This is a genomic window from Kutzneria sp. NPDC052558 (assembly GCF_044547355.1).
Taxonomy (GTDB): domain Bacteria; phylum Actinomycetota; class Actinomycetes; order Mycobacteriales; family Pseudonocardiaceae; genus Kutzneria.
In genome coordinates, this window is sequence record NZ_JBIUAG010000038.1 from 1 (window position 1) to 19,551 (window position 19,551).

Consider the following 19,551-nt stretch of genomic DNA (forward strand, 5'->3'; position numbering starts at 1 on the left):
AAGCTTCTTGCGTATCGAGGCAGGCGGAGCCTGCCCGATAGCGCCTTGATACGCCATCGCCCAGAGGTCTCCGCGCAAAATCCACCCGGAGTCGCCTGGATAACGCCCCCTCAAACAGCCCCACCCCTCACTGCAAACCCCACCCCCGACAAACCGCGCGGCGCGGGCACCCGAAGCTCACTCAGGTGTTGCAACGACCCTTGAAACTCCCCCACCCAACCCAGGGGGGCGACCCCGCTGCCAGTCTACCGCCCCCAGGGTCTGGGTGATCTTGAAAATGGGTGCCTGTGGATAACGACAGCCACCTGTGGACAACCTGGTCACGGAGACAGAGGGCGCACCGGGCGGCCGAAGCGTTGGTTGACGCGGGCGATGAACTTGGCGGTGGGGCGGCGGGATTCGGCCAGGGCGGAGCGGGTGGGGAGCTTGGGCAGGGGGCCGCCGGTCCACACGCCGGCGACGGTGCACAGGGCGGGCAGCAGCACCGAGCAGGCGGCGTCGTAGCCGACGGCGCTGGGGTGGAACTGGTCGGAGCTGAAGAACTCTCGGGGGCGGGCCAGGAACTCGGGGGCGAGCAGGTCGGCCAGGGCGACGGGGATGGCGCCGATGCGGGCGACGGCCCGGCGCTGGGCGCGGGCCAGCAGCAGGCTCCAGGCCCGGGCGATGGACTTGAGGGGCTGCGCGATGGGGCGGATCACGCCCAGATCGGGACACGTGCCGACGACGACGCCGCACCCGGCGTCCTGGAGGGTGCGAATCACCCGTTCGAGGCCGGCGACGGCGTCGGGCACGGTGGTCAGGGTGGTGACGTCGTTGGCCCCGATGATGATCACGGCGACGTCGGGCGGGGTGAGCAGGGCCTGTTCGACCTGGGCCGGCAGGTCCCGGGTGGCCGCGCCGACGACGGCGTAGGTGTCGAGGCGCACGGCGCGGCCGGCCTCCTCGGCCAGGCCGCGGGCCAGCACCACCGACGGCAGCTGGTCGGGCCCGTCCACGCCCAGGCCGGCGGCCATGGAGTCGCCGAACATGGCGAACTTCAGGGCCCCGTCGTCCTCGGTCGGCGGCAGGGGGCCGGAGCCGTCGGGCCGGTAGACGCCATCGGCCAGAAAGGGCGGGGCGACCGGCGGGCCGATGATGCGCTCCGCGCGCCGCGCCTGGTTGGTGAGCAGGCCGTACGCCGCCCCGTAGAGACCGCCGAGCGTGCCGGCGGCCACCGCGACGAACCGAAGTCCACGCATCGCACCCATGTCCGACCTCCCCCGATCCATTCTCCCACCACCTCGATGGTCGACTGGGCCATTGGGATCAACGCCACGCACCACCGATCATTCCCCGGAACGGGTTAGGCTGCGGCCAGTTCACAAGACGAAAGGGCCTCCGGTGGAGTACGTCGATCACGTAGTCGACCTTGTCGGCAACACGCCGCTGGTGCGGCTGAACTCGCTCGTCGACGGTCTGGCGCCGCTGGTGCTGGCCAAGGTCGAGTACTTCAACCCCGGCGGCAGCGTGAAGGACCGCATCGCGCTGCGCATGGTGGAGGCGGCCGAGAGGTCGGGCGAGCTCAAGCCCGGCGGCACGATCGTGGAGCCCACCTCGGGCAACACGGGCGTCGGCCTGGCCCTGGTCGCCCAGCGCCGCGGTTACAAGTGCGTCTTCGTCTGCCCGGACAAGGTCAGCGAGGACAAGCGCAACGTGCTCAAGGCCTACGGGGCCGAGGTCGTGGTGTGCCCGACGGCGGTCGCCCCGGAGCACCCGGACTCCTACTACAACGTCTCCGACCGCCTGGTCCGCGAGATCCCGGGGGCCTGGAAGCCCAACCAGTACGCCAACCCGAACAACCCGGAGAGCCACTACCACTCCACCGGCCCGGAGCTGTGGAAGCAGACCGAGGGCAAGATCACGCACTTCGTGGCGGGCGTGGGCACCGGCGGCACGATCTCGGGCACCGGCCGCTATCTCAAGGAGGTCTCCGGCGGCCGGGTCAAGATCATCGGCGCCGACCCGGAGGGCTCGGTCTACTCGGGCGGCACCGGCCGCCCCTACCTGGTCGAGGGCGTGGGCGAGGACTTCTGGCCGACGACCTACGACCGGGACATCTGCGACGAGATCATCCCGGTCTCCGACGCCGACTCCTTCGAGGTGACCCGGCGGCTGGCCCGCGAGGAGGGCCTGCTGGTCGGCGGCTCCTGCGGCATGGCGGCCGCGGCCGCGATCGAGCTGGCCCGCCGCTGCGGCCCGGACGACGTCATCGTGGTGCTGCTGCCCGACGGCGGCCGCGGCTACCTGTCCAAGGTCTTCAACGACACCTGGATGGCCTCCTACGGCTTCCTGTCCCCGGACCACGCCGGCGCGACCGTCGGCAACGTGCTGCGCCGCAAGGACGGCACGATGCCGGAGCTGGTGCACGTGCACCCGAACGAGACGGTGGCCGAGGCGATCGCCATCCTGCGTGAGTTCGAGGTGTCGCAGATGCCGGTGGTCAACGCCGAGCCGCCCGTGATGGCGGCCGAGGTGGCCGGCGCGGTCAACGAGCGGGACCTGCTGGACGCGCTGTTCACCGGCAAGGCGCAGCTGGCCGATCGAGTCGAGCAGCACATGTCGCCGCCGCTGCCGACCATCGGCGCTGGTGAGCCGGTCGGCTCGGCGATGACGGCGCTGTCGGCCGCGGACGGCGCGATGGTGCTGGTCGACGGCAAGCCGGCGGGCGTGGTCACCCGGCACGACATCCTGGGGTTCCTGGCCGGCAAATGAGTCTCGCGAGGCGCGCGGCGGGGCTGCGTCGTATGGGCTAGCGTTACGACCGACGTGACGTCAAGGGCCCAAGGGGGTTGGAAACCGGATGAGTGCTCCACAGCCGCCGGAGACCGGTGATTCCGCGGCGAACCCGGAGGCCACGCAGGTGGTCGGGGCGGGCTCCCAGCCGCCGCCCGCCGCGAGCCCCGCGGACGCCAACGCCACCCAGGTGGTGCGGCCAGGAGACGTGTCGTCACCGGCCGTGACACCCCCGCCGCCCGCCGACTCGACCCAGGTCGTGCCGCCCGGCCAGCAGCCGCCGGCCGGGCCGGTCTACAGCCCGCCCGGCTACGCCAGCCCGGCCAGTGGCCCGCTGCCGGTCCAGCCGGCGGCCCCGGCCCCGGCCGCGCCGGCGACGCCGTCGTTCGGGCAGCAGCCGCAGCCCTCTCCCTTCGGCCAGCAGCCGCAGCCCTTCGGCGCGCCGGCCACCGGCGGTTTCCCGCAGCAACCGGGTCAGCCGCCGGCGCCCGGACAGTTCGGTCAGCCGGGCCAGTTCGGCCAGGCCCCGTACGGCGCGCCGCAGCAGCCGGCGTGGGCGACCCAGCAGCCGCCCGGCCAGTTCGGCCAGTACGGCGCCGCCCCGGTGGGCGGCTCGGCCGGCAACGCGAACACGTTGCCGGTCGCGATGTGGACGACGATCGGCTTGATGGCGCTCGGGCTGGTGCTCAGCGTGCTCAGCCTGATCAGCGTGCTCGGGCTCATCGCCTACGCGCCGGCGTGGGCGATCATCGCCGTGGTGGTTCAGCTGGTCGTGGTGCTCGGCGCGGGCGCGAGCGCCTGGTTCGCCGGCCAGGGCCAGAGCTGGGGCCGGATCGTGATCAGCGCGCTGCTCGGCGTGGGCATCGTCATCCAGCTGATCTCGATCGGCAGCAACCCGGTGGGCACGCTGCTCCCGATCGTGGTGTTCATCGGCCTGCTGGTGCTGTGGTGGCTGCCGTCGACCTCGGCCGGCATGGCGGCCAAGGCCGGCGCGGCCCCGGCGACCGCCGGTGGTTACGGCCAGTTCGGCCAGCAGCCGCAGTACGGTCAGCAGCCCCCGTTCGGGCAGCAGCCGCAGTACGGCCAGCAGTTCGGCCAGCCCCAGCCCCAGCAGCAGTTCGGGCAGCAGCCGCAGCAGTTCGGGCAGCCGCAGTACGGTCAGCAGCCGCAGTACGGCCAGCCCCAGCAGCCGCCGGCCGGTGGCTACGGGCAGCCGCAGCAGCCGCCGTTCGGCCAGCCCGCGCCCTACGGCCAGCCGCCCCAGCAGCCGGGCCAGCAGCCGGGCTTCGGCCAGCAGCCCCCGCAGGGCCCTTACGGCTCCTGATCGACCGCTCGCACGAACCGCCGCCGGCAGCCTTGCTCCCGGCGGCGGTTCCGCATTGTGGTCGGTGAGGGCGGTCACCAGTCTTTTGGCGGAGCGCATCGTAGGCTCTGTCTATGACGGACAGCGCCGCCCGACACGGTTTCGAGACCAGGGCGATCCACGCCGGGCAGGAGCCTGACCCGCACACCGGCTCGGTCATCGTGCCCATCTACCAGACCTCGACCTTCGCCCAGGACGGCGTCGGCGGACTGCGGGCCGGGGGGTTCGAGTACTCCCGCACCGCCAATCCGACGCGCACCGCGCTGGAGGAGTGCCTGGCCTCGCTGGAGGGCGGCCGGCACGCGCTGGCCTTCGCCTCGGGCATGGCCGCCTCGGACATCGCGCTGCGCACGCTGGTTCGCCCGGGCGACCACGTGGTCATCCCGGACGACGCCTACGGCGGCACCTTCCGCCTGGTGGACAAGGTGCTCAGCCAGTGGGGTGTCGAGCACACGCCGGTCCATCTGTCCGATGTGGACGCCGTGCGGGCCGCGGTCCGCCCGGAGACCAAGGTGATCTGGGTGGAGACGCCGACCAACCCGCTGCTGGGCATCGCCGACATCGCGGCACTGGCCGGCATCGCGCACGACGCCGAGGCGCGGCTGGTGGTCGACAACACCTTCGCCACCCCGTACCTGCAGTCCCCGCTGGGCCTGGGCGCCGACATCGTGCTGCACTCGACCACCAAGTACCTGGGCGGGCATTCCGACGTGGTCGGCGGCGCGCTGATCACCTCCGACGACGAGCTGCACGAGAAGTTCGCCTTCCTGCGCAACGCCGCCGGCTCGGTGCCTGGCCCGTTCGACTCGTGGCTGACGTTGCGTGGCCTCAAGACGCTGGCCGTGCGCATGGACCGGCACAGCGACAACGCCGAGCGTGTGGTGGAGGCGCTGGTCAGCCACCCGAAGGTGACTCGGGTTTACTTCCCGGGCCTGGTCGAGCACCCCGGCCACGAGGTGGCGGCCAAGCAGATGCGCCGCTACGGCGGCATGGTCTCGTTCACCGTCGCCGGCGGCGAGCAGGCCGCCCTGGACGTGTGCGCCCGCACCAAGCTGTTCACGCTGGCCGAGTCGCTGGGCGGCATCGAGTCGCTGATCGAGCACCCGGGCAAGATGACCCACGCCAGCACCGCCGGCTCGGCGTTGCAGGTGCCGGACGACCTGATCCGCCTCTCGGTCGGCATCGAGTCCGGCGACGACCTCGTCGAGGACCTGCTCACCGCCCTGGCCTGACGCGCGCCCCGACGCCAGGAAGGGCCCGATACCGCACGCTGGGTGGGCGGTGAAAGGGCCGTTCCTGGCGTTATGAAGGGGCCCTTCCTGACGGTCAACGTCAGGAAGGGCCCCTTCACAACACTTGAAGCCGCTTAGGGCTGGACGCCGGACGCCTGGTGTTGGGCGCCTGGGAAGTCCTGCTTGTCGACGCAGCTGCCGACGAGCTCCACCACGTTGCCGGTGACCACGTAGTGGCCGGCGTCGGCGCAGCCGGCCTGCGAGACGGTGAACACGGCCGCCCCGGCCAGTGCCGCGGCGCACGCGACCGCCCCGATCAGCGGCAGCACCCCGGCGATGCGGGCCACGCGTGCCATGCCACCTCCACGATGTCCAATCCCCGACGTGATTGTCTTCTACGTTCCGATGACCGCGCGTGGTTCAGCGGTCACCGCCGCCGGGGTGAGAATGCGCCCAGCCTACCCGTAACGGCCCGGCGGTGTGTCGACTGACAGCATCCTGGCAGGATCAGGCGACATGGAGCTGGTCACCGTCGAGCGGGTGCGCGCGGCGCAGAAGGTGCTGTCGAACGTGGTGCGGCAGACGCCGATGGAGCACTCGCGGGTGCTCGGGGACTGGCACGGCGGCGAAGTGTTCCTCAAGTGTGAGAACCTCCAGCGACTGGATCGTTCAAGATCCGGGGCGCCTACGTGCGGATGCACGGCCTCGACGGGGAGGAGCGCTCACGCGGCGTGGTCGCGGCCAGCGCCGGCAACCACGCCCAGGGCGTCGCGCTCGGCGCGTCCCTGCTCGGCATCCCGGCCACGGTGTTCATGCCCCGCCGGGCCCCGCTGCCCAAGCTCGACGCCACCCGCGGCTACGGCGCGGACGTCAAGCTCACCGGCGAGTCCTTCGACGAGACGCTGGCCGCCTCCATCGTGTTCGCGCAGCGCACCGGCGCGGTGTTCATCCACCCCTTCGACCACCCGGACGTGATCGCCGGCCAGGGCACGATCGGCCTGGAGATCCTGGACCAGGTGCCCAACGTCGGCACGGTCCTGCTGGCCGCGGGCGGCGGCGGGCTGGTCGGCGGCGTGGCCGCTGCGATCAAGGGCACCCGGCCCGACGTGCGGGTGGTGGCCGTGCAGGCCGAGGCCGCCGCCGCGCTGCCGGAGTCGCTGAGCACCGGTTCGCCGGTGAAGCTGCCGGGCGTGCGCACGATGGCCGACGGCATCGCGGTGGCCAAGCCGGGCGCGCTGACCTTCCGGCACGTCCGGGATCTCGTCGACGACGTGGTGACCGTGACCGAGGACTCGATCGCCCGTGCGGTGCTGGTGTGCATGGAACGGGCCAAGCAGGTCGTCGAGCCGGCCGGCGCGGCCGCGGTGGCCGCGCTCATCCAGCATCCCGGCCGGTTCGCCGGCCCGGTGGTCGCCGTGCTGTCCGGCGGCAACGTGGATCCCTTGCTGCTGTTGCAGATCATGCGCCACGGCATGACCGCGGCCGGCCGCTACCTCACGCTGCGGCTGCGCATCGACGACAAGCCGGGCCGGCTGGCCGGCCTGCTCACCATGATCGGCGACCTCGGCGCGAACGTGATCGACATCGAGCACACCCGGATCTCCGAGACGCTGCGCATCGGCGAGGCCGAGGTCTCGCTCAACCTGGAGACCCGTGGCGTCGAGCACTGCACGGAACTGGTCGCCGCCCTGCGCGGCGCCGGATTCACCGTGCTGCGCTGAGTCCCATAGGCCGATCGCGCGCTTTGCTTGACAGCCCCCTGCCCTTTCGTATGATGGTCCTTGGGGAGGGGTAAAGGGGGCTTCAAGGGCGCGCGGTCGCGCCGTCGTTTGTTTCACGCATGGCAATCACTTGGGGACCGTTCGGATTGTTTCCGCACGGTCGGGGGAGCATGCGATGACTGTGCTCGAAGAATTCGCGACGCTGCTGCACGAGCTCGGCCTCGGCGAGTACCGGCCGGCCGGCGGCGGCACGATCTTTCTCGCGGCGGCGCCGGACGCGCCGGACGCGGTGCTGGCGCTGACCCGCGCCGCCGGGGCCCAGGCGGATCCAAAGTTGCCGTACGACGAGCCTGTTCTCCAGGTCAGGGTGCGTGGTAGTGCCCACGACCCGGTCGGCCCGGAGGCGGCCGCGCAGGCCGTCTACGACGCGCTGCACGGCCTGGGCAACCGGGCCATGCCCGGCGGCACCTGGCTGGTGCTCGGCGTGGGGACGGACGGCGGACCGGTTTACGCCGGGCGCGACGACAATGCCCGGGACTTGTGGGACGTGAAATTCAGGATGGAACTGCATCGGCCTGTCGGAAATCGACAGTGAGCGGGGGAGTGAACCGTCATGCCAACCGTGAAGATCAATGCCCGTGATCTCGTGATTCAGGTTCAGGAGGCCGACGGAAAGAGCTGGAGCCAGATCGGCGGGCTCAATTCCGCGGTGCCCAATTCCGGGGACAACGAGGAGGTCGTGGACACCACCACCTTCGACTCCGGCGGCTACTACGAGCAGGAGGTCGTGCAGCGCGGGGCCACCCTCGGCCTGGAGGGCTTCCTGCTGCTCGACCCGGCGACCGGCGCGCAGGACCCGGGGCAGGCCCGGGTGGAGGCGCTGGCCACCCTGGTCGGCCCGGACAGCCTCGGCAAGGTCCGCTTCCGGCACACCCTGGACAAGGCCTGGAAGATCTGGACGGCCACGTTCAGCCTCGGCGAGCAGGGCGGCGCCAACAACGACAAGTCGGCGTGGAAGGTGACCATCGCCCGGTCCGGCCGGTCCACCAGCGAGCCGGTGGCCGCATGACCGCCACCGATCTCCCGCCGACCGACCTCGACCAGCTCCCCGTCGACTACGACTTCGACGAGGCCTGGCGCGAGCGCAAGGCGGCCCGGGTCGCGCCGCGGATCCGCCTGCTGGGCAAGGTCTACACGCTGCCGGCGTCGCTGCCGGCCAAGCTGATCCTGTTCGCCGTCAACGCCCGCCGGGCCGGCCGCCCGGCCGCCGACCAGGTCGACGCCGAGGAGGCGTTCGAGATGCTGGCCGCGCTGCTGGGCCAGGACAATCTCGTCGACCTGATGGAACGCGGCCTCGAAGTGGACGACCTGCCCGACCTGCTGGCCACCTGCCAGCGGCTCTACCAGGAGCGGCAGTCGGGAAACGGGGTCGCCCCCGCGACCGGGCGGCCGTAGGGGGCGGTGCGGACGGGGACCACGCCGTGCGCATGGTCCTGCGGCACTGGCGGCTGGTCTACGCGGACTGGCGGCGTGAGTACGGCCGGGACCTCATGGCCGATCTCGACGACGGCCTGTCCTGGTGGGAGTTCGCCGCGCTGCTGTCCGGGCTGTCCGCGGACAGCGTGTGGCGGCAGGTCACCGCGAACGAGCCGGTCGAGCTGAGCAGCGAGACCGCCCGCGCGGTGATCGGCAACCTGTGAGGGGGGATTACTCGTGGCGGTCACCGTTGGTGACCTGACCGTCGGCCTCAAGCTGGACGGCGCCGCCTTCGGCCAGAGCCTGGCCGGGCTGCGCCGCCAGCTGGAGACCGATCTCGTCAAGGCCGTGACCACCCGCGCCGCGCCCGCGCTCCAGCAGCTGCGCAAGCTGCTGGCGTCCGCGGTGCGCGACGCCGTGGCCACCGTCGCGCGGGCGTTGACCGCGCGGCTGGCCCGGGCGCTGGGCGTCGTGCAGCAGGCCGTCAAGCAGGTCGGCTCGCCCATCCAGTTCCTGGCCAAGCTGATGCGGGGCTTCCTACTGCCTGCCCTGCTGGCCATCGCCCACGACGGCAGCCGGTCCTTCGCCCAGCTCGCCGCCGCGTCCGTGGCCGCCGCCGGGCAGATCCAGACCGGCATCACCACCGTCGTGTTCGGCCTGGACTGGCTGGCCGACCGCGCCCTGGGCACGGCCAACAGCATGATCGTGGCCTGGCAGCTGGCCGTGGCCCCGATCCCGATGGTCATCGCGGCCGTGCAGGGCCTGGTGGTCGCGGTCGTCGCGTCCTGGGCCGAGCTGGCGCTGGCGACCACCACCACCTGGCAGCTCATGCTGGACGACACCGTGGTGATGTGGGCGGCGATCGTGCTGGCGATCCAGACCGCGCTGGCCACCGTGCTGCTGGGCGTCACCCTTACCTGGCAACAGATCTACGACCTCACGGTCGCGCAGTTCACCGCGTTGTGGACGGCGGTGGCCACCCTGTGGCTGCTGATCCAGACCTCCGTGCAGACCGCGACGCTGGCGATCTTCCTGGCCGTTTCCACCACCTGGCAGCAGATCCTGGACCTCACCATCGCCCAGACCGCCCTGCTGCTGGCCGTGGTGACCGCGACCTGGCTGCTCATCCAGCTGTCGGTGCAGCTGGCGACGCTGGCGATCTTCACCGCCGTGGCCACCGCCTGGCAGCTGATCCTCGATCTCACCCTCGCGGTGTTCACCCAGATCGTCACCATCATCGCGGCGGCGGCGAACCAGTCGGTGGCGACGGTGCAGTGGCTGGTGGCCTCGATCTTCGCGGCGTTCGGCACGTTGAACGCGTTGCCGGGCCAGGTGCAGCAGGTGTTGCAGGAAGTCGCCGACGTGTTCGACAAGCTGCTCGGCGCCATCGCCAAGAACGTCGCGGCCAAGGCCGGCGACATCACCGACCAGCTGAACAAGATCACCGATTCGATCCGCGCCATGGCCGACGCCGCGTCGTCGGCGGCCCTGTGGGTGGGGCTGCTCGCGGTCGCGATCATCGCGCTCGGGGCGGCGTCCAGGGTGTGGGCGCCGGACATCAAGGCGGCGGCGGACTCGATCAAGGCCATCGCCGACGCCATCCGGGCCGTCATCGACGCGATCGGCTCCATCGCCGACGTGATCCGCAAGATCGCCGACGCGGCCAAGTCGCTGGTCGGCGTGTTGCGGGAGATCGTCGGACTGATCAACGACATCGTCAACCTTGGCCACAACATCTTCGGCGCCAACAGCCTGGTCGCCAACGGCGTGGCCGTGCCGGCCGGGGCGTCGGTCGACTCGACGCGACCGCCCGTGGACGGGCCGGCCTTCGGCGGCCTCGGGTCGGGCGGCGTGTTCATCGAGAACTTCTACGCGACACCGAGTCACAGCCCGGCCGACATCGCCGCGGAGCTGGACTGGATCTCCCGAGGAGGTGGCTGATGCCGGCCGGCGACCTGATCACTGGCGACGGCCAGCTGGAGTGGCGGGGACTGGTGCTGGGCGCGGACAGCCCGTACCGGCTGACCAAGCTGGAGGGCTGGCTGGACCTGGCCGAGGTGCGCGGCCAGGACACGCCGCGGCCCAACCGGCACGGGCTGTACCAGGGCTCGCAGCTGATGGGCAAGCGCACGATCACGGCGTCGTTCCTGATCAAGGGGGCGCCGCTGGACGAGGCGGTCCGCCGGCTGCGGGCCGCGACGGCGCCGACGGAGCAGCCGCTGGAGGAACCGCTGGTGGTGCGGCTGGACGGACGGTCGCTGCTGGCCAACGCCCGCTGCGTGCGGCGCACGATCGACGTGGCCAAGCACTACGCCGTCGGCCTCACCGCGGGCGCGATCCAGTGGCAGGCAACGGATCCACGGCTCTACTCGACCCAGGAGTCCAGCCAGACCACCGGACTGGCCGCCGGCCAGCCGGACGGACTGCCGTTCCCGCTGCGGTTCCCGCTGCTGATGGGCGGCGGCCGGCCCGGCGGCGCGCTGCTGGCGGCCAACACCGGCGACGTGGCGGTCTGGCCGGAGTGGACGATCGAGGGCCCGGTGCTCGGCCCGGTGATCGCCAACCGGGACACCGGCCAGTCGCTGGTGTTCGACCCGGACTTCGCGGTGCTGGAGGGGCAGCGGCTGGTGATCGACACCGACCGGCGCACCGTGCTGCTCAACGGGGTCGACCGCAACGACCGGCTGCTGCGCCGGGACTGGTTCCCGATCCCGGCGGCCGGCGCGGTGCGGGTCGGCTTCCTGGCCGAGCGCGACGACCCGGCCGCGCTGCTGACCGGCCGCTGGCGCGACGCCACCATCTGAGGGGGAGAACATGACCACACCATCGAGAGAAGAGCGCGTCTCGTGGGCGGTGTCCGACCCGACGGTCGGGCTGATCACCACCGAGGACGCCCGGCTGGCGCTGTCCGCGCTGGCCCAGCCCGGCCCGTCGCCGATCCAGGCCGCGGACGGGATCCGGCCCGCCGTCGGCAATCCCGGGCAGGTCACCGTCTCGGCCACCTCGAACACCAGCGTGACCGTGCAGCCGTTCCAGATGTTCAGCACGCCCCGGCGCGGCCCCGGCAGCTACGTGCAGACCCTGGGCCGGGCCAAGGACATCGACATCCTCAAAGGCCACCCGGCCAGCTCCGCCGCCACCCGCACCGACCTGATCGTGGCCGTGCAGACCGATTCCTTCTACGGCGACACCACGAACACCTTCGAGGTCAAGCAGATCGTCGGCGGCGTGGACACCGAGCCGGCCGGGGCGGTGCGGCTGGCCAGCGTGCTGGTGCCGGCCAACGCCACCGCGGTCAAACCGGAGAACATCACCGACCTGCGGCCGCCCAACGTGGTCGCGCTCGGCGGCGTGGTGCCGGTGCGGGGGCGGGGCGATCTCGCCGGGCTCGCCGCCTATCCGGGAATGACGGCGTACCAAGGAGATCGCCGCTGGCTGACGGTCAACGACGGGGCCGGCTGGCGGGTGCCCAGTATCCCGGTCTGCACCTCGCTGACCGACATCGTCGCGCCGTACCAGGGGCAGTTGGTGGTCAACTACGCCGACGGCCTGGTCTACAGCTATGACGGCGCGAACTGGGTCGGCGTGGTGGCCACCGGCACCGGCGGAGTGCTGCACGAAGCTCGCTACATGGTCGGCACCGACCGCCTCCCGCAGTTCTTCCCGCAGGCCGTGGACACACCAGTGGTGTTCTCCACCATCATCTACCAGAGCCCGGATGTGCGGCGGGAGACGACCAGGGACCGGTTCACCCTGCTGCGTGGCGGACTGTGGCACATCTCCTTCAGCCTGCGGATCAACGCGCCGTTCGGCGGCCAGGCGCCGGGTGATCCGCTGACCAACGCCGGCTTCTACGAGGCCTACCTCGGCATCGTGAACGGACAGGACCTCAACGCGCGCTACACCCACCAGCACACCGATCGCCGCGTGCACATCCCGACCTCGATCTCGTGCTCGACGATCCGCCGGTTCGAGGCCGGCGCGCAGGTCTGCGGAATCCTGTGGAACGCGGCGACGGCGAACCGCACCATCGACCGGAACTTCAACGAGGCCAACAGCATCTCGTTCACCTGGCTGAGGCCCTGACGTGGCCGTGCACACCTATCTGGTCGCCGACCTGGTGACCAACCGGATCCTGGCCGAGGTGCCGCTGACCACCGTGCGCTACGGCAAGAAGCTCGGCGGCACCGGCCAGTTGTCGGCCACGCTCAACCTCGGCGATCCCCGGGTGCAGGCCGAGGATCCGGCCGACCTGACCACCCCGGCCAAGCGCGTGGTGTACGTGCTGCGTGACGACGAGCCGGTGTGGGGCGGGCTGGTCTGGACCCGGCGCTACGACTCGGCCAACCAGCGGATCTCCTTGGGGTGCGGGGACTTCTGGTCGTACTACGACCACCGCAAGGTGCTGCCGAGGCTCGACCCGTCGAAGTACGGCGACCCGGCCTACGTCGCCCACGTCGATCCGGTCGACCTGGAGGAGATGGACCAGAACGAGATCGCCCGCCAGCTGATCGCCGTCGCCGCCCGGCACGACGGCGGTGACATCGGCGTGATCCCGGACGCCACCAACTCCGGGATCATCACCAGCCGCGCCTACTTCGGCTACCAGAACGTCAGCGTGGGCGACGCGCTGCGCAAGCTGTCGCAGGTGGCCGGCGGGCCGGACATGTACTTCGACGTCGGCCCGCTGGACGCCGCCGGCCGGCCGTCGCGCCGGCTGCGGCTGGGCGATCCCGGCCTGGGACAACAGGGTTCGCCGCACGTGTGGGAGTTCGGCGGCAACATGGTCGGCTACACCTGGCCGTCCGACGGCACCCGGATGGCCACCCGGGTCTTCGCCGACGGCAGCGGCTTCGACCTCGATCTGCGGATGGCGGTGGCCGAGGACGTCGGCCGCTACGCCCAGGGCTGGGCCCTGCTGGAGGCCGAGCACGGCTACAGCACGGTGTCCGACCCGGCCGAGCTGCGGGCCCACGCCGTCGCCGACCAGCAGGCCGCCCGGCTGCCGGTGGCCACACCGACCCTGGTGGTGCGGGGCGACCGGCCGCCGTCGATCGCCGGCGTCGGGGTCGGCGACGACGCCCGCGTGATCATCAAGGATCTGTTCCACGCCAAGGGGATCGACACCCGGATGCGCATCGTGGCCATCGACGTCGGGGTCGGCGACAACGGCGAGGACACCGTGACCCTGACCATGAACCCGCTCGTCGAGGACGCCGTCTGAGGGGACCGATCCGATGGGGCTGATCAACCAGCCGAGCAGCCTGCTCACCGAGCTGGCCGACCTGCGCCGGCAGATCGCCGAGCTGCGCAAGCGATCCGCCGCCCCGGTGGCCGTGGTCGCCGTGCCGTTCGCGCCGGCCCGGGCGCAGGACCTGCCGACCGTGACCGCCGCCGACTTCGAAACCGTCTGGCAGGCAACGGTTCCCGTGTGGTGCCCGGCGCTGTTGCTGACCACGGTGGACGGTTGCGACGTCGGCACCGCCGGCGAGGGCCAGCTGGTGCTCACCGACTCGGCCGGGACCCGGACCGTCGGCTGGACCTGCGGCGAGGGCCTCACCCGCACCGTCCGCGGCCCCTTTTCCCTAACCGACGGCGAAGTCCAACTCAGCGTCCAGTACCGCCGCACCACCGGCTCCGGCGTCCTGCGCGCCCAAATCTCCGACGCCCGCCAACAACGCTGAACCCCCGCGGGTCACGCTCAGGGAGCGCGACCCGCGGGGGTTCGTGGACGTCAGAGGTTGCCGCGGCGTTCCTGTTCGCGCTCGATGGCCTCGAACAGGGCCTTGAAGTTGCCCTTGCCGAAGCCCAGCGAGCCGTGCCGCTCGATCAGCTCGTAGAACACGGTCGGCCGGTCGCCGATGGGCGAGGTGAAGATCTGCAGCAGGTAGCCGTCCTCGTCCCGGTCGACCAGGATGCCGTGCTCCTTGAGCACCTCGATGGGCAGCCGCACCTGACCGATGCGGGCCCGCAGCTCGGGGTCGTCGTAGTAGGAGTCCGGGGTGGCCAGGAACTCCACGCCGGCCGCCCGCATCGCGGTGATGGTGGCCACGATGTCGTTGGTGGCCAGGGCGATGTGCTGGCAGCCGGGGCCGCCGTAGAACTCCAGGTACTCGTCGATCTGCGACTTGCGCTTGGCCACGGCCGGCTCGTTGAGCGGGAACTTGACCCGGTGGTTGCCGTTGGACACCACCTTGCTCATCAGCGCCGAGTAGTCGGTGGCGATGTCGTCGCCGACGAACTCGGCCATGTTCACGAAGCCCATGACCCGGTTGTAGAACTCGACCCAGTAGTCCATGCGCCCGAGCTCGACGTTGCCGACGCAGTGGTCGATGGCCTGGAACAGGCGCTTGGGCGCGCCCTCGGGCCGCCGCACGGAGCTGGTCCTGGCCACGTAGCCGGGCAGGTAGGGGCCGTTGTAGCGGGAGCGGTCGATCAGCGTGTGCCGGGTCTCGCCGTAGGTGGCGATGGCCGCGCGCCGGATGGTGCCGTGCTCGTCGGTGACGTCGTTGGGCTCCTCCAGCACGGTCGCGCCCTGGGCCCGCGCGTGCTTGATGCACTGGTCGACGTCGCTGACCTCGAGGGCCAGGTCGACCACGCCGTCGCCGTGCTTGCGGTGGTGGTCGAGCAGCGGGCTGTCCGGGGCCACGCCGCCGTTGATCACGAAGCGGGCCGAGCCGGACTTGAGCACGAACGACTTGTGGTCGCGGTTGCCGGTCTCGGGACCGCTGTAGGCGACCAGCTGCATGCCGAAGGCCACCTGGTAGAACCACGCCGTCTGGGTCGCGTTGCCGGTCACGAACACCACGGCGTCCATCGCCCGCACCGGGAACGGGTCCTTCGAGGCGTCGTAGTCGACCAGCCCGACCAGCTGCTTGAGCGACTCGAAGCTGACGTCGTCCAACATCTCCGTCATGTCGACCCTCCCTTTGTGCAATCCGATGGCATAACCCTGCGCGATGCCGGCATCGTGCGCAACACCCAGGGATTTCACTGCGCACTCTGTCCAGTGGAGACTGGTTTTCCTCGGCGGAACTGGGCAGACTGACCAGGGTGGACCGGGAATCGCTGGACGCGCTGGACGCGCGGCTGTTGCTGCTGCTCACCGACGAGCCGCGGCTGGGAGTGCTGGAATGCTCACGCCGGCTGGGCGTGGCCCGCGGCACCGTGCAGGCCCGGCTGGACCGGCTGACCGAGCGGGGCGTGCTGCGCGGCTTCCCGCCGGCGGTGGACCTGGCCGCGATGGGCTACGGGCTGACCGCGTTCGCGGTGATCGAGATCGCCCAGGGCCAGCGGTCCGAGGTGGCGGCCCGGCTGGCCGCCATCGACGAGGTGTGCGAGGTGCACGCCACCACCGGCCAGGGCGACCTGCACGTGCGCATGGTCGCCCGGTCCAACGACGACCTGCAACGGGTCGTGGACGAGGTGGTGGTGGTGCCGGGCGTGCAGCGGATGTCGACGTCGATCGCGCTGTCCACGCCCATCGAGCCGCGGGTGCGGCCGCTGCTCAACCGCATCGCGAACGAGCAAAAGCCCTGGTCACCGGCGGGGTGACCAGGGCGACACGGCGTCTGCTCAGCCGCTGTAGGGCACCGCCTTGACCAGGGTGACCTTCATGGTCTTGCCGTTGGGCAGCTCGTACTCGCGGGTCTCGCCCTCCTTGGCGCCCAGCAGCGCCCGGCCGAGCGGCGACGCCGGCGAGAACACCTCCAGGGGGCCCTCCGCGCCCTCCTCGCGGGTGGCCAGCAGGAACTGCTCGGTGTCCGAGTCGCCCTCGTAACGGACGGTGAGCACCTTGCCGGGCTCGGCGGTGCCGTCGTTCTTGGGCGCCTCGCCGACCTTGGCCGCCCGCAGCAGCTCCTGGAGCTGCCGGATCCGGCCTTCCTGCTTGCCCTGCTCCTCACGCGCGGCGTGGTAGCCGCCGTTCTCGCGGAGGTCGCCTTCCTCACGCCGGGCGTTGATCTCGGCGGCAATGACCGGGCGGTTCGCGATCAGCTCGTCAAGCTCGTGCTTGAGCCGGTCGTAGGATTCCTGGGTCAGCCAGGTCACCTGGGTCTCGCTCACGGTCACCAACTCCTCGTCGTACTCCGGGCCCACGCTCCTACACGCGGGCGCCGGCATGCCAATGGCATGCCGGGAACTTCCGGGCCGTGAGGCCCGGAACGGAAAAACACGGCCCGTGGAAAGGGGCCGTGCTGTCGAGCGATTCTAGCACGGCCGGAGAGTGGGTAGGGCGAATTTTCGCAGGTCCACGACCGCTTGGCGGTTGGTTCACCCGCTTGGCGGCTAGCTGCTCCTCAGGTAAGGGGGCACCTGGTACGAGCAGCCGTACACCTCCACGCTGACCGCCTGTTTCGAGGTGTGCACCACCGTGTCGACTGTTCGTTGGTCGCCGCCGGCGGGCACATAGACCTCGCGGACGCCGGCCTCGTCGCCGTCTTTCGACTTGGTTCTGACGATGCAGTCGGCGTCCTTGGCCGGGTCGTCGCGGGTGACCGTGAAGCTGAACTCCACCGTCTTGTCGTCGACGATCCGGTAGCGCGCCGGCTCGGTCGTGATGGGGCCGTCGCCGAGATTGACGTAGGCCACGTAGGCCACCACCAGGCCGGCCACCACGAAGACGGCCAGTAAGGCCCAGTAGGCCCAGCGGGGGCCGCGGCGCTTGTCTCGCGAGCCGTAGCGGCCGACCGGGAGCTCACGCTGGGTGACCATGCCGCCTCCTCTCTCCGGGACTGTCGGACCCCTTTGGAACAATGGCCCGCGACGCCTGCGTTGAGTATCCCTGGGCCCCCGGTGGAGACGGCGGGCAGGGTGGATACGACGATGAGGGGACCATGGCCGAGAAGCTGCGCCTGATGGCAGTGCACGCACATCCCGACGACGAGTCCAGCAAGGGCGCGGCGACGATGGCGCGCTACGTCGCCGAAGGCAACGACGTGATGGTCGTGACCTGCACCGGGGGCGAGCGGGGCAGCATCCTGAACCCGGCCATGGACCGGCCGGACGTGCTGGAGAACATGGCCTCGATCCGGCGCGACGAGATGGCCGCCGCCGCCAAGATCCTGGGCATCCAGCACCGCTGGCTGGGCTACGTCGACTCCGGGCTGCCCGAGGGCGACCCGCTGCCGCCGCTGCCCGAGGGCTGCTTCGCCCTGGTGCCGCTGGAGGAGTCCACCGAGACCCTGGTCCGGGAGATCCGCGAGTTCCGGCCGCACGTGATCGTCACCTACGACGAGAACGGCGGCTACCCGCACCCCGACCACATCCGCACCCACGAGGTGTCGATGGCCGCCTTCGACGCCGCCGCCGACCCGGACCGGTTCCCGGCCGCCGGCGCCCCGTGGCAGGCGCTCAAGCTGTACTACTCGCACGGCTTCTCCCGGGCCAAGATGGTCGCCGTGCACGAGGGCATGCTGGCCCGGGGCCTGGAGTCGCCGTACACCGAGTGGCTGGCCAACTGGGACCCCAACCGCAAGGACAACATGGAGCGGGTCACCACCCAGGTCGAGTGCGCCGACTACTTCGAGCAGGGCCGTGAGGCGCTGCGGGCGCACGCCACCCAGATCGATCCCACCTCGCGGTGGTTCGCCGTACCCTTGGACCTTCAGCGCGAGGTGTGGCCGACGGAGGAGTACGAGCTCGTCCGCTCGCTCGTCGACACCACGCTGCCCGAGGACGACCTGTTCGCCGGAGTTCGAGAGAAGGTGAGCGTGTGACCGGTCTGCCGGTCCCGGTGGCGTTGAGCCAGACGACCACCGCCACCACCACCCCGGTCAACACCGACCAGGGCGGTCAGGGGGAGGACTTCGGCAAGTCCACGCCCGTCGGTTTTGTGCTGCTCATCCTGTTCTTCGTCGCCGTGGCGTTCCTGATCCGGTCGATGACCAAGCACCTCAAGCGGGTGCCGGCCAGCTTCGACAACCAGGACGAGCCCACGACCAAGACCGGGGACTAGGTGGACCACGAGGAAGCCGTCCGGTGGTACGGCCCCTGGGCCATGGTCAAGCCGGACGACGCCGCCGCCCTGTGCGCCGGCCTCGACGTGCCGTGGTGGGTGAACGGCGGCTGGGCCATCGAGGCCTACGCCGCCGTGCGCCGCGAGCACGGTGACGTCGACCTCGGCGTCTTCCGCCGGGACGCCGCCGCCGTGGTCGAGCACTTCTCCGCCCGGTTCCACGTCTGGGCCGTCGGCGACGGCACGCTCAAGCCCGTCGCCTGGCCGGCCGAGGTGCCGTCGTGGGCGTCTGGGCTGTGGATCCGGGAGCACGCCACCGCGCCGTGGCTGCTGGACCTCCAGCTGACCGACGACCGCGACGGCAAGTGGGTCTGCATGCGGGATCCGTCGGTCGTGCTGCCGCTGTCCGAGGCCACCTGGGAGGGGCGCGGGATCCGCTACCTGCGGCCCGAGCTGGTGTTGTTGTTCAAGGCCAAGCACAACCAGGCCAAGGACGAGGCCGACCTGATCGCCACCATGCCCTGGCTGGACGCCGCCGGCCGGCACCGCCTGGCCGACCTGATCAAGGCCGTGCACCCCGACCACCCCTGGCTGAAGCTGCTGTCCTGAAACGGATTCCGGGGACGGGTCCCCGGGGCGCCCCGCTAGCGTCGCTGCCATGCGACGGGATCGGCGACCATTCGACCTGGGCTCTGTTGTCCTGTGGATCGTCCCCGCCATCATGTTGGTGGCCGGCGTGGCGATCGTGCCGAAGGGCTTCCCGACGGCCGGCTCGGACGGTCCGGTCATGTGTGGCGACGAGGTGATGGGCCCCGGTGACAGTTGCCGGCTCGAGGTCAGCGGCTCCATCTCCATCAACACCTATGAAGAACTGCACGCCAAGCAGTTGGCCGGCCACGGCTGGGAGCCCGAAGCCTTCGGCATCGGTGGCGCGTTTCTGCTGATCGGCCTGCTCGGCGTGGCAGGCGTCGTGTATGCGTACCGCCGCGGCCGGTCCGGGGACGGGTCCCGGTGAGTCCCCGGTAGCGTCGC

Annotated in this window: 21 protein-coding genes and 2 pseudogenes; 18 read left to right on the top strand and 5 right to left on the bottom strand. The window is 71.0% G+C overall.

What is annotated here, in order from left to right:
- Positions 1–320 precede the first annotated feature (320 nt).
- Positions 321–1,247 carry an SGNH/GDSL hydrolase family protein gene (locus ACIG5F_RS41710; RefSeq protein ID WP_396525738.1) on the bottom strand — a complete coding sequence of 309 codons (927 nt, stop codon included), beginning with the start codon at positions 1,245–1,247 and terminating at the stop codon, positions 321–323.
- Positions 1,248–1,380: 133 nt separating this feature from the next.
- Between ACIG5F_RS41710 and ACIG5F_RS41715 the strand changes: the two genes are divergently transcribed.
- The 3 genes from ACIG5F_RS41715 (at position 1,381) to ACIG5F_RS41725 (ending at position 5,367) form a co-directional block, all read left to right on the top strand.
- Positions 1,381–2,751, top strand: coding sequence for a cystathionine beta-synthase (locus tag ACIG5F_RS41715; protein WP_396525739.1), 1,371 nt, complete (start codon positions 1,381–1,383; stop codon positions 2,749–2,751).
- 88 nt (positions 2,752–2,839) lie between these two features.
- Positions 2,840–4,096 (top strand): hypothetical protein, encoded by a 1,257-nt coding sequence (locus tag ACIG5F_RS41720; RefSeq protein WP_396525740.1) that lies wholly within the window; start codon positions 2,840–2,842, stop codon positions 4,094–4,096.
- 113 nt (positions 4,097–4,209) lie between these two features.
- Complete coding sequence (locus tag ACIG5F_RS41725) at positions 4,210–5,367, top strand: cystathionine gamma-synthase (RefSeq protein ID WP_396525741.1); 1,158 nt, start codon at positions 4,210–4,212, stop codon at positions 5,365–5,367.
- Positions 5,368–5,501: 134 nt separating this feature from the next.
- Here the strand turns inward: ACIG5F_RS41725 and ACIG5F_RS41730 are convergent, their stop codons facing one another.
- Positions 5,502–5,723, bottom strand: coding sequence for a hypothetical protein (locus ACIG5F_RS41730; protein WP_396525742.1), 222 nt, complete (start codon positions 5,721–5,723; stop codon positions 5,502–5,504).
- 160 nt (positions 5,724–5,883) lie between these two features.
- Between ACIG5F_RS41730 and ilvA the strand changes: the two are divergent.
- The 10 genes and pseudogenes from ilvA (at position 5,884) to ACIG5F_RS41780 (ending at position 14,248) form a co-directional block, all read left to right on the top strand.
- Positions 5,884–7,088: pseudogene (gene ilvA, locus ACIG5F_RS41735) on the top strand (threonine ammonia-lyase).
- A 175-nt stretch (positions 7,089–7,263) separates the two neighbouring features.
- On the top strand, positions 7,264–7,683 hold the full coding sequence (locus ACIG5F_RS41740) for a minor capsid protein (protein WP_396525743.1): 420 nt from the start codon (positions 7,264–7,266) through the stop codon (positions 7,681–7,683).
- An 18-nt stretch (positions 7,684–7,701) separates the two neighbouring features.
- Positions 7,702–8,157, top strand: coding sequence for a phage tail tube protein (locus tag ACIG5F_RS41745; protein ID WP_396525744.1), 456 nt, complete (start codon positions 7,702–7,704; stop codon positions 8,155–8,157).
- On the top strand, positions 8,154–8,543 hold the full coding sequence (locus ACIG5F_RS41750; RefSeq protein WP_396525745.1) for a hypothetical protein: 390 nt from the start codon (positions 8,154–8,156) through the stop codon (positions 8,541–8,543). The genes ACIG5F_RS41745 and ACIG5F_RS41750 overlap by 4 nt, the downstream gene beginning before the upstream one ends.
- 32 nt (positions 8,544–8,575) lie before the next feature.
- Positions 8,576–8,788 carry a Gp15 family bacteriophage protein gene (locus tag ACIG5F_RS41755; RefSeq protein ID WP_396525852.1) on the top strand — a complete coding sequence of 71 codons (213 nt, stop codon included), beginning with the start codon at positions 8,576–8,578 and terminating at the stop codon, positions 8,786–8,788.
- A 13-nt stretch (positions 8,789–8,801) separates the two neighbouring features.
- A complete protein-coding gene (locus ACIG5F_RS41760) occupies positions 8,802–10,505 on the top strand; it encodes a hypothetical protein (protein WP_396525746.1) in 1,704 nt (567 codons plus the stop codon).
- Entirely contained in the window at positions 10,505–11,368 is an 864-nt protein-coding gene (locus ACIG5F_RS41765; protein ID WP_396525747.1) for a phage distal tail protein, read from the top strand. The genes ACIG5F_RS41760 and ACIG5F_RS41765 overlap by 1 nt, the downstream gene beginning before the upstream one ends.
- Before the next feature lie 10 nt (positions 11,369–11,378).
- Positions 11,379–12,650, top strand: coding sequence for a hypothetical protein (locus tag ACIG5F_RS41770; RefSeq protein WP_396525749.1), 1,272 nt, complete (start codon positions 11,379–11,381; stop codon positions 12,648–12,650).
- Between the two features lies 1 nt (position 12,651).
- Entirely contained in the window at positions 12,652–13,788 is a 1,137-nt protein-coding gene (locus tag ACIG5F_RS41775; protein WP_396525750.1) for a hypothetical protein, read from the top strand.
- Positions 13,789–13,801: 13 nt separating this feature from the next.
- A complete protein-coding gene (locus tag ACIG5F_RS41780) occupies positions 13,802–14,248 on the top strand; it encodes a hypothetical protein (RefSeq protein WP_396525751.1) in 447 nt (148 codons plus the stop codon).
- Positions 14,249–14,298: 50 nt separating this feature from the next.
- Here the strand turns inward: ACIG5F_RS41780 and hppD are convergent, their stop codons facing one another.
- The gene (gene hppD / locus ACIG5F_RS41785; protein ID WP_396525752.1) at positions 14,299–15,480 is read right to left on the bottom strand and encodes a 4-hydroxyphenylpyruvate dioxygenase; all 1,182 of its coding nucleotides are present in this window, start codon (positions 15,478–15,480) and stop codon (positions 14,299–14,301) included.
- 137 nt (positions 15,481–15,617) lie between these two features.
- On the opposite strand from hppD, the gene ACIG5F_RS41790 reads away from it, so the two are divergent.
- On the top strand, positions 15,618–16,118 hold the full coding sequence (locus ACIG5F_RS41790) for an Lrp/AsnC family transcriptional regulator (protein WP_396525753.1): 501 nt from the start codon (positions 15,618–15,620) through the stop codon (positions 16,116–16,118).
- A gap of 21 nt (positions 16,119–16,139) precedes the next feature.
- On the opposite strand, the gene greA is transcribed toward ACIG5F_RS41790, so the two are convergent.
- Together greA and ACIG5F_RS41800 are read right to left on the bottom strand one after the other, a co-directional pair.
- Positions 16,140–16,637 carry a transcription elongation factor GreA gene (greA, locus tag ACIG5F_RS41795; protein WP_396525853.1) on the bottom strand — a complete coding sequence of 166 codons (498 nt, stop codon included), beginning with the start codon at positions 16,635–16,637 and terminating at the stop codon, positions 16,140–16,142.
- Positions 16,638–16,850: 213 nt separating this feature from the next.
- Positions 16,851–17,276 carry a DUF4307 domain-containing protein gene (locus tag ACIG5F_RS41800; protein ID WP_396525754.1) on the bottom strand — a complete coding sequence of 142 codons (426 nt, stop codon included), beginning with the start codon at positions 17,274–17,276 and terminating at the stop codon, positions 16,851–16,853.
- 122 nt (positions 17,277–17,398) lie between these two features.
- Between ACIG5F_RS41800 and mca the strand changes: the two genes are divergently transcribed.
- The 4 genes and pseudogenes from mca (at position 17,399) to ACIG5F_RS41820 (ending at position 19,534) form a co-directional block, all read left to right on the top strand.
- Positions 17,399–18,280: a mycothiol conjugate amidase Mca gene (gene mca, locus ACIG5F_RS41805; protein WP_396525755.1), complete on the top strand. Its 882-nt coding sequence runs from the start codon at positions 17,399–17,401 to the stop codon at positions 18,278–18,280.
- Positions 18,281–18,285: 5 nt separating this feature from the next.
- Positions 18,286–18,492, top strand: a pseudogene (locus tag ACIG5F_RS41810) (hypothetical protein); the annotation flags it as partial.
- 27 nt (positions 18,493–18,519) lie between these two features.
- The gene (locus tag ACIG5F_RS41815; RefSeq protein WP_396525756.1) at positions 18,520–19,128 is read left to right on the top strand and encodes a nucleotidyltransferase domain-containing protein; all 609 of its coding nucleotides are present in this window, start codon (positions 18,520–18,522) and stop codon (positions 19,126–19,128) included.
- 49 nt (positions 19,129–19,177) lie between these two features.
- Positions 19,178–19,534, top strand: coding sequence for a hypothetical protein (locus ACIG5F_RS41820; protein ID WP_396525757.1), 357 nt, complete (start codon positions 19,178–19,180; stop codon positions 19,532–19,534).
- Positions 19,535–19,551 lie beyond the last annotated feature (17 nt).

Bases quoted from the DNA above. Each gene is read 5' to 3' on its own strand.
- ACIG5F_RS41820 (WP_396525757.1), top strand. From the start codon at position 19,178: ATGCGACGGGATCGGCGACCATTCGACCTGGGCTCTGTTGTCCTGTGG.
- hppD (WP_396525752.1), bottom strand. From the start codon at position 15,480: ATGACGGAGATGTTGGACGACGTCAGCTTCGAGTCGCTCAAGCAGCTG.
- ACIG5F_RS41770 (WP_396525749.1), top strand. From the start codon at position 11,379: ATGACCACACCATCGAGAGAAGAGCGCGTCTCGTGGGCGGTGTCCGAC.
- ACIG5F_RS41780 (WP_396525751.1), top strand. From the start codon at position 13,802: ATGGGGCTGATCAACCAGCCGAGCAGCCTGCTCACCGAGCTGGCCGAC.
- ACIG5F_RS41750 (WP_396525745.1), top strand. From the start codon at position 8,154: ATGACCGCCACCGATCTCCCGCCGACCGACCTCGACCAGCTCCCCGTC.
- ACIG5F_RS41720 (WP_396525740.1), top strand. From the start codon at position 2,840: ATGAGTGCTCCACAGCCGCCGGAGACCGGTGATTCCGCGGCGAACCCG.
- ACIG5F_RS41765 (WP_396525747.1), top strand. From the start codon at position 10,505: ATGCCGGCCGGCGACCTGATCACTGGCGACGGCCAGCTGGAGTGGCGG.
- mca (WP_396525755.1), top strand. From the start codon at position 17,399: ATGGCCGAGAAGCTGCGCCTGATGGCAGTGCACGCACATCCCGACGAC.
- ACIG5F_RS41800 (WP_396525754.1), bottom strand. From the start codon at position 17,276: ATGGTCACCCAGCGTGAGCTCCCGGTCGGCCGCTACGGCTCGCGAGAC.
- ACIG5F_RS41745 (WP_396525744.1), top strand. From the start codon at position 7,702: ATGCCAACCGTGAAGATCAATGCCCGTGATCTCGTGATTCAGGTTCAG.
- ACIG5F_RS41740 (WP_396525743.1), top strand. From the start codon at position 7,264: ATGACTGTGCTCGAAGAATTCGCGACGCTGCTGCACGAGCTCGGCCTC.
- ACIG5F_RS41725 (WP_396525741.1), top strand. From the start codon at position 4,210: ATGACGGACAGCGCCGCCCGACACGGTTTCGAGACCAGGGCGATCCAC.
- ACIG5F_RS41755 (WP_396525852.1), top strand. From the start codon at position 8,576: ATGGTCCTGCGGCACTGGCGGCTGGTCTACGCGGACTGGCGGCGTGAG.
- ACIG5F_RS41710 (WP_396525738.1), bottom strand. From the start codon at position 1,247: ATGGGTGCGATGCGTGGACTTCGGTTCGTCGCGGTGGCCGCCGGCACG.
- ACIG5F_RS41730 (WP_396525742.1), bottom strand. From the start codon at position 5,723: ATGGCACGCGTGGCCCGCATCGCCGGGGTGCTGCCGCTGATCGGGGCG.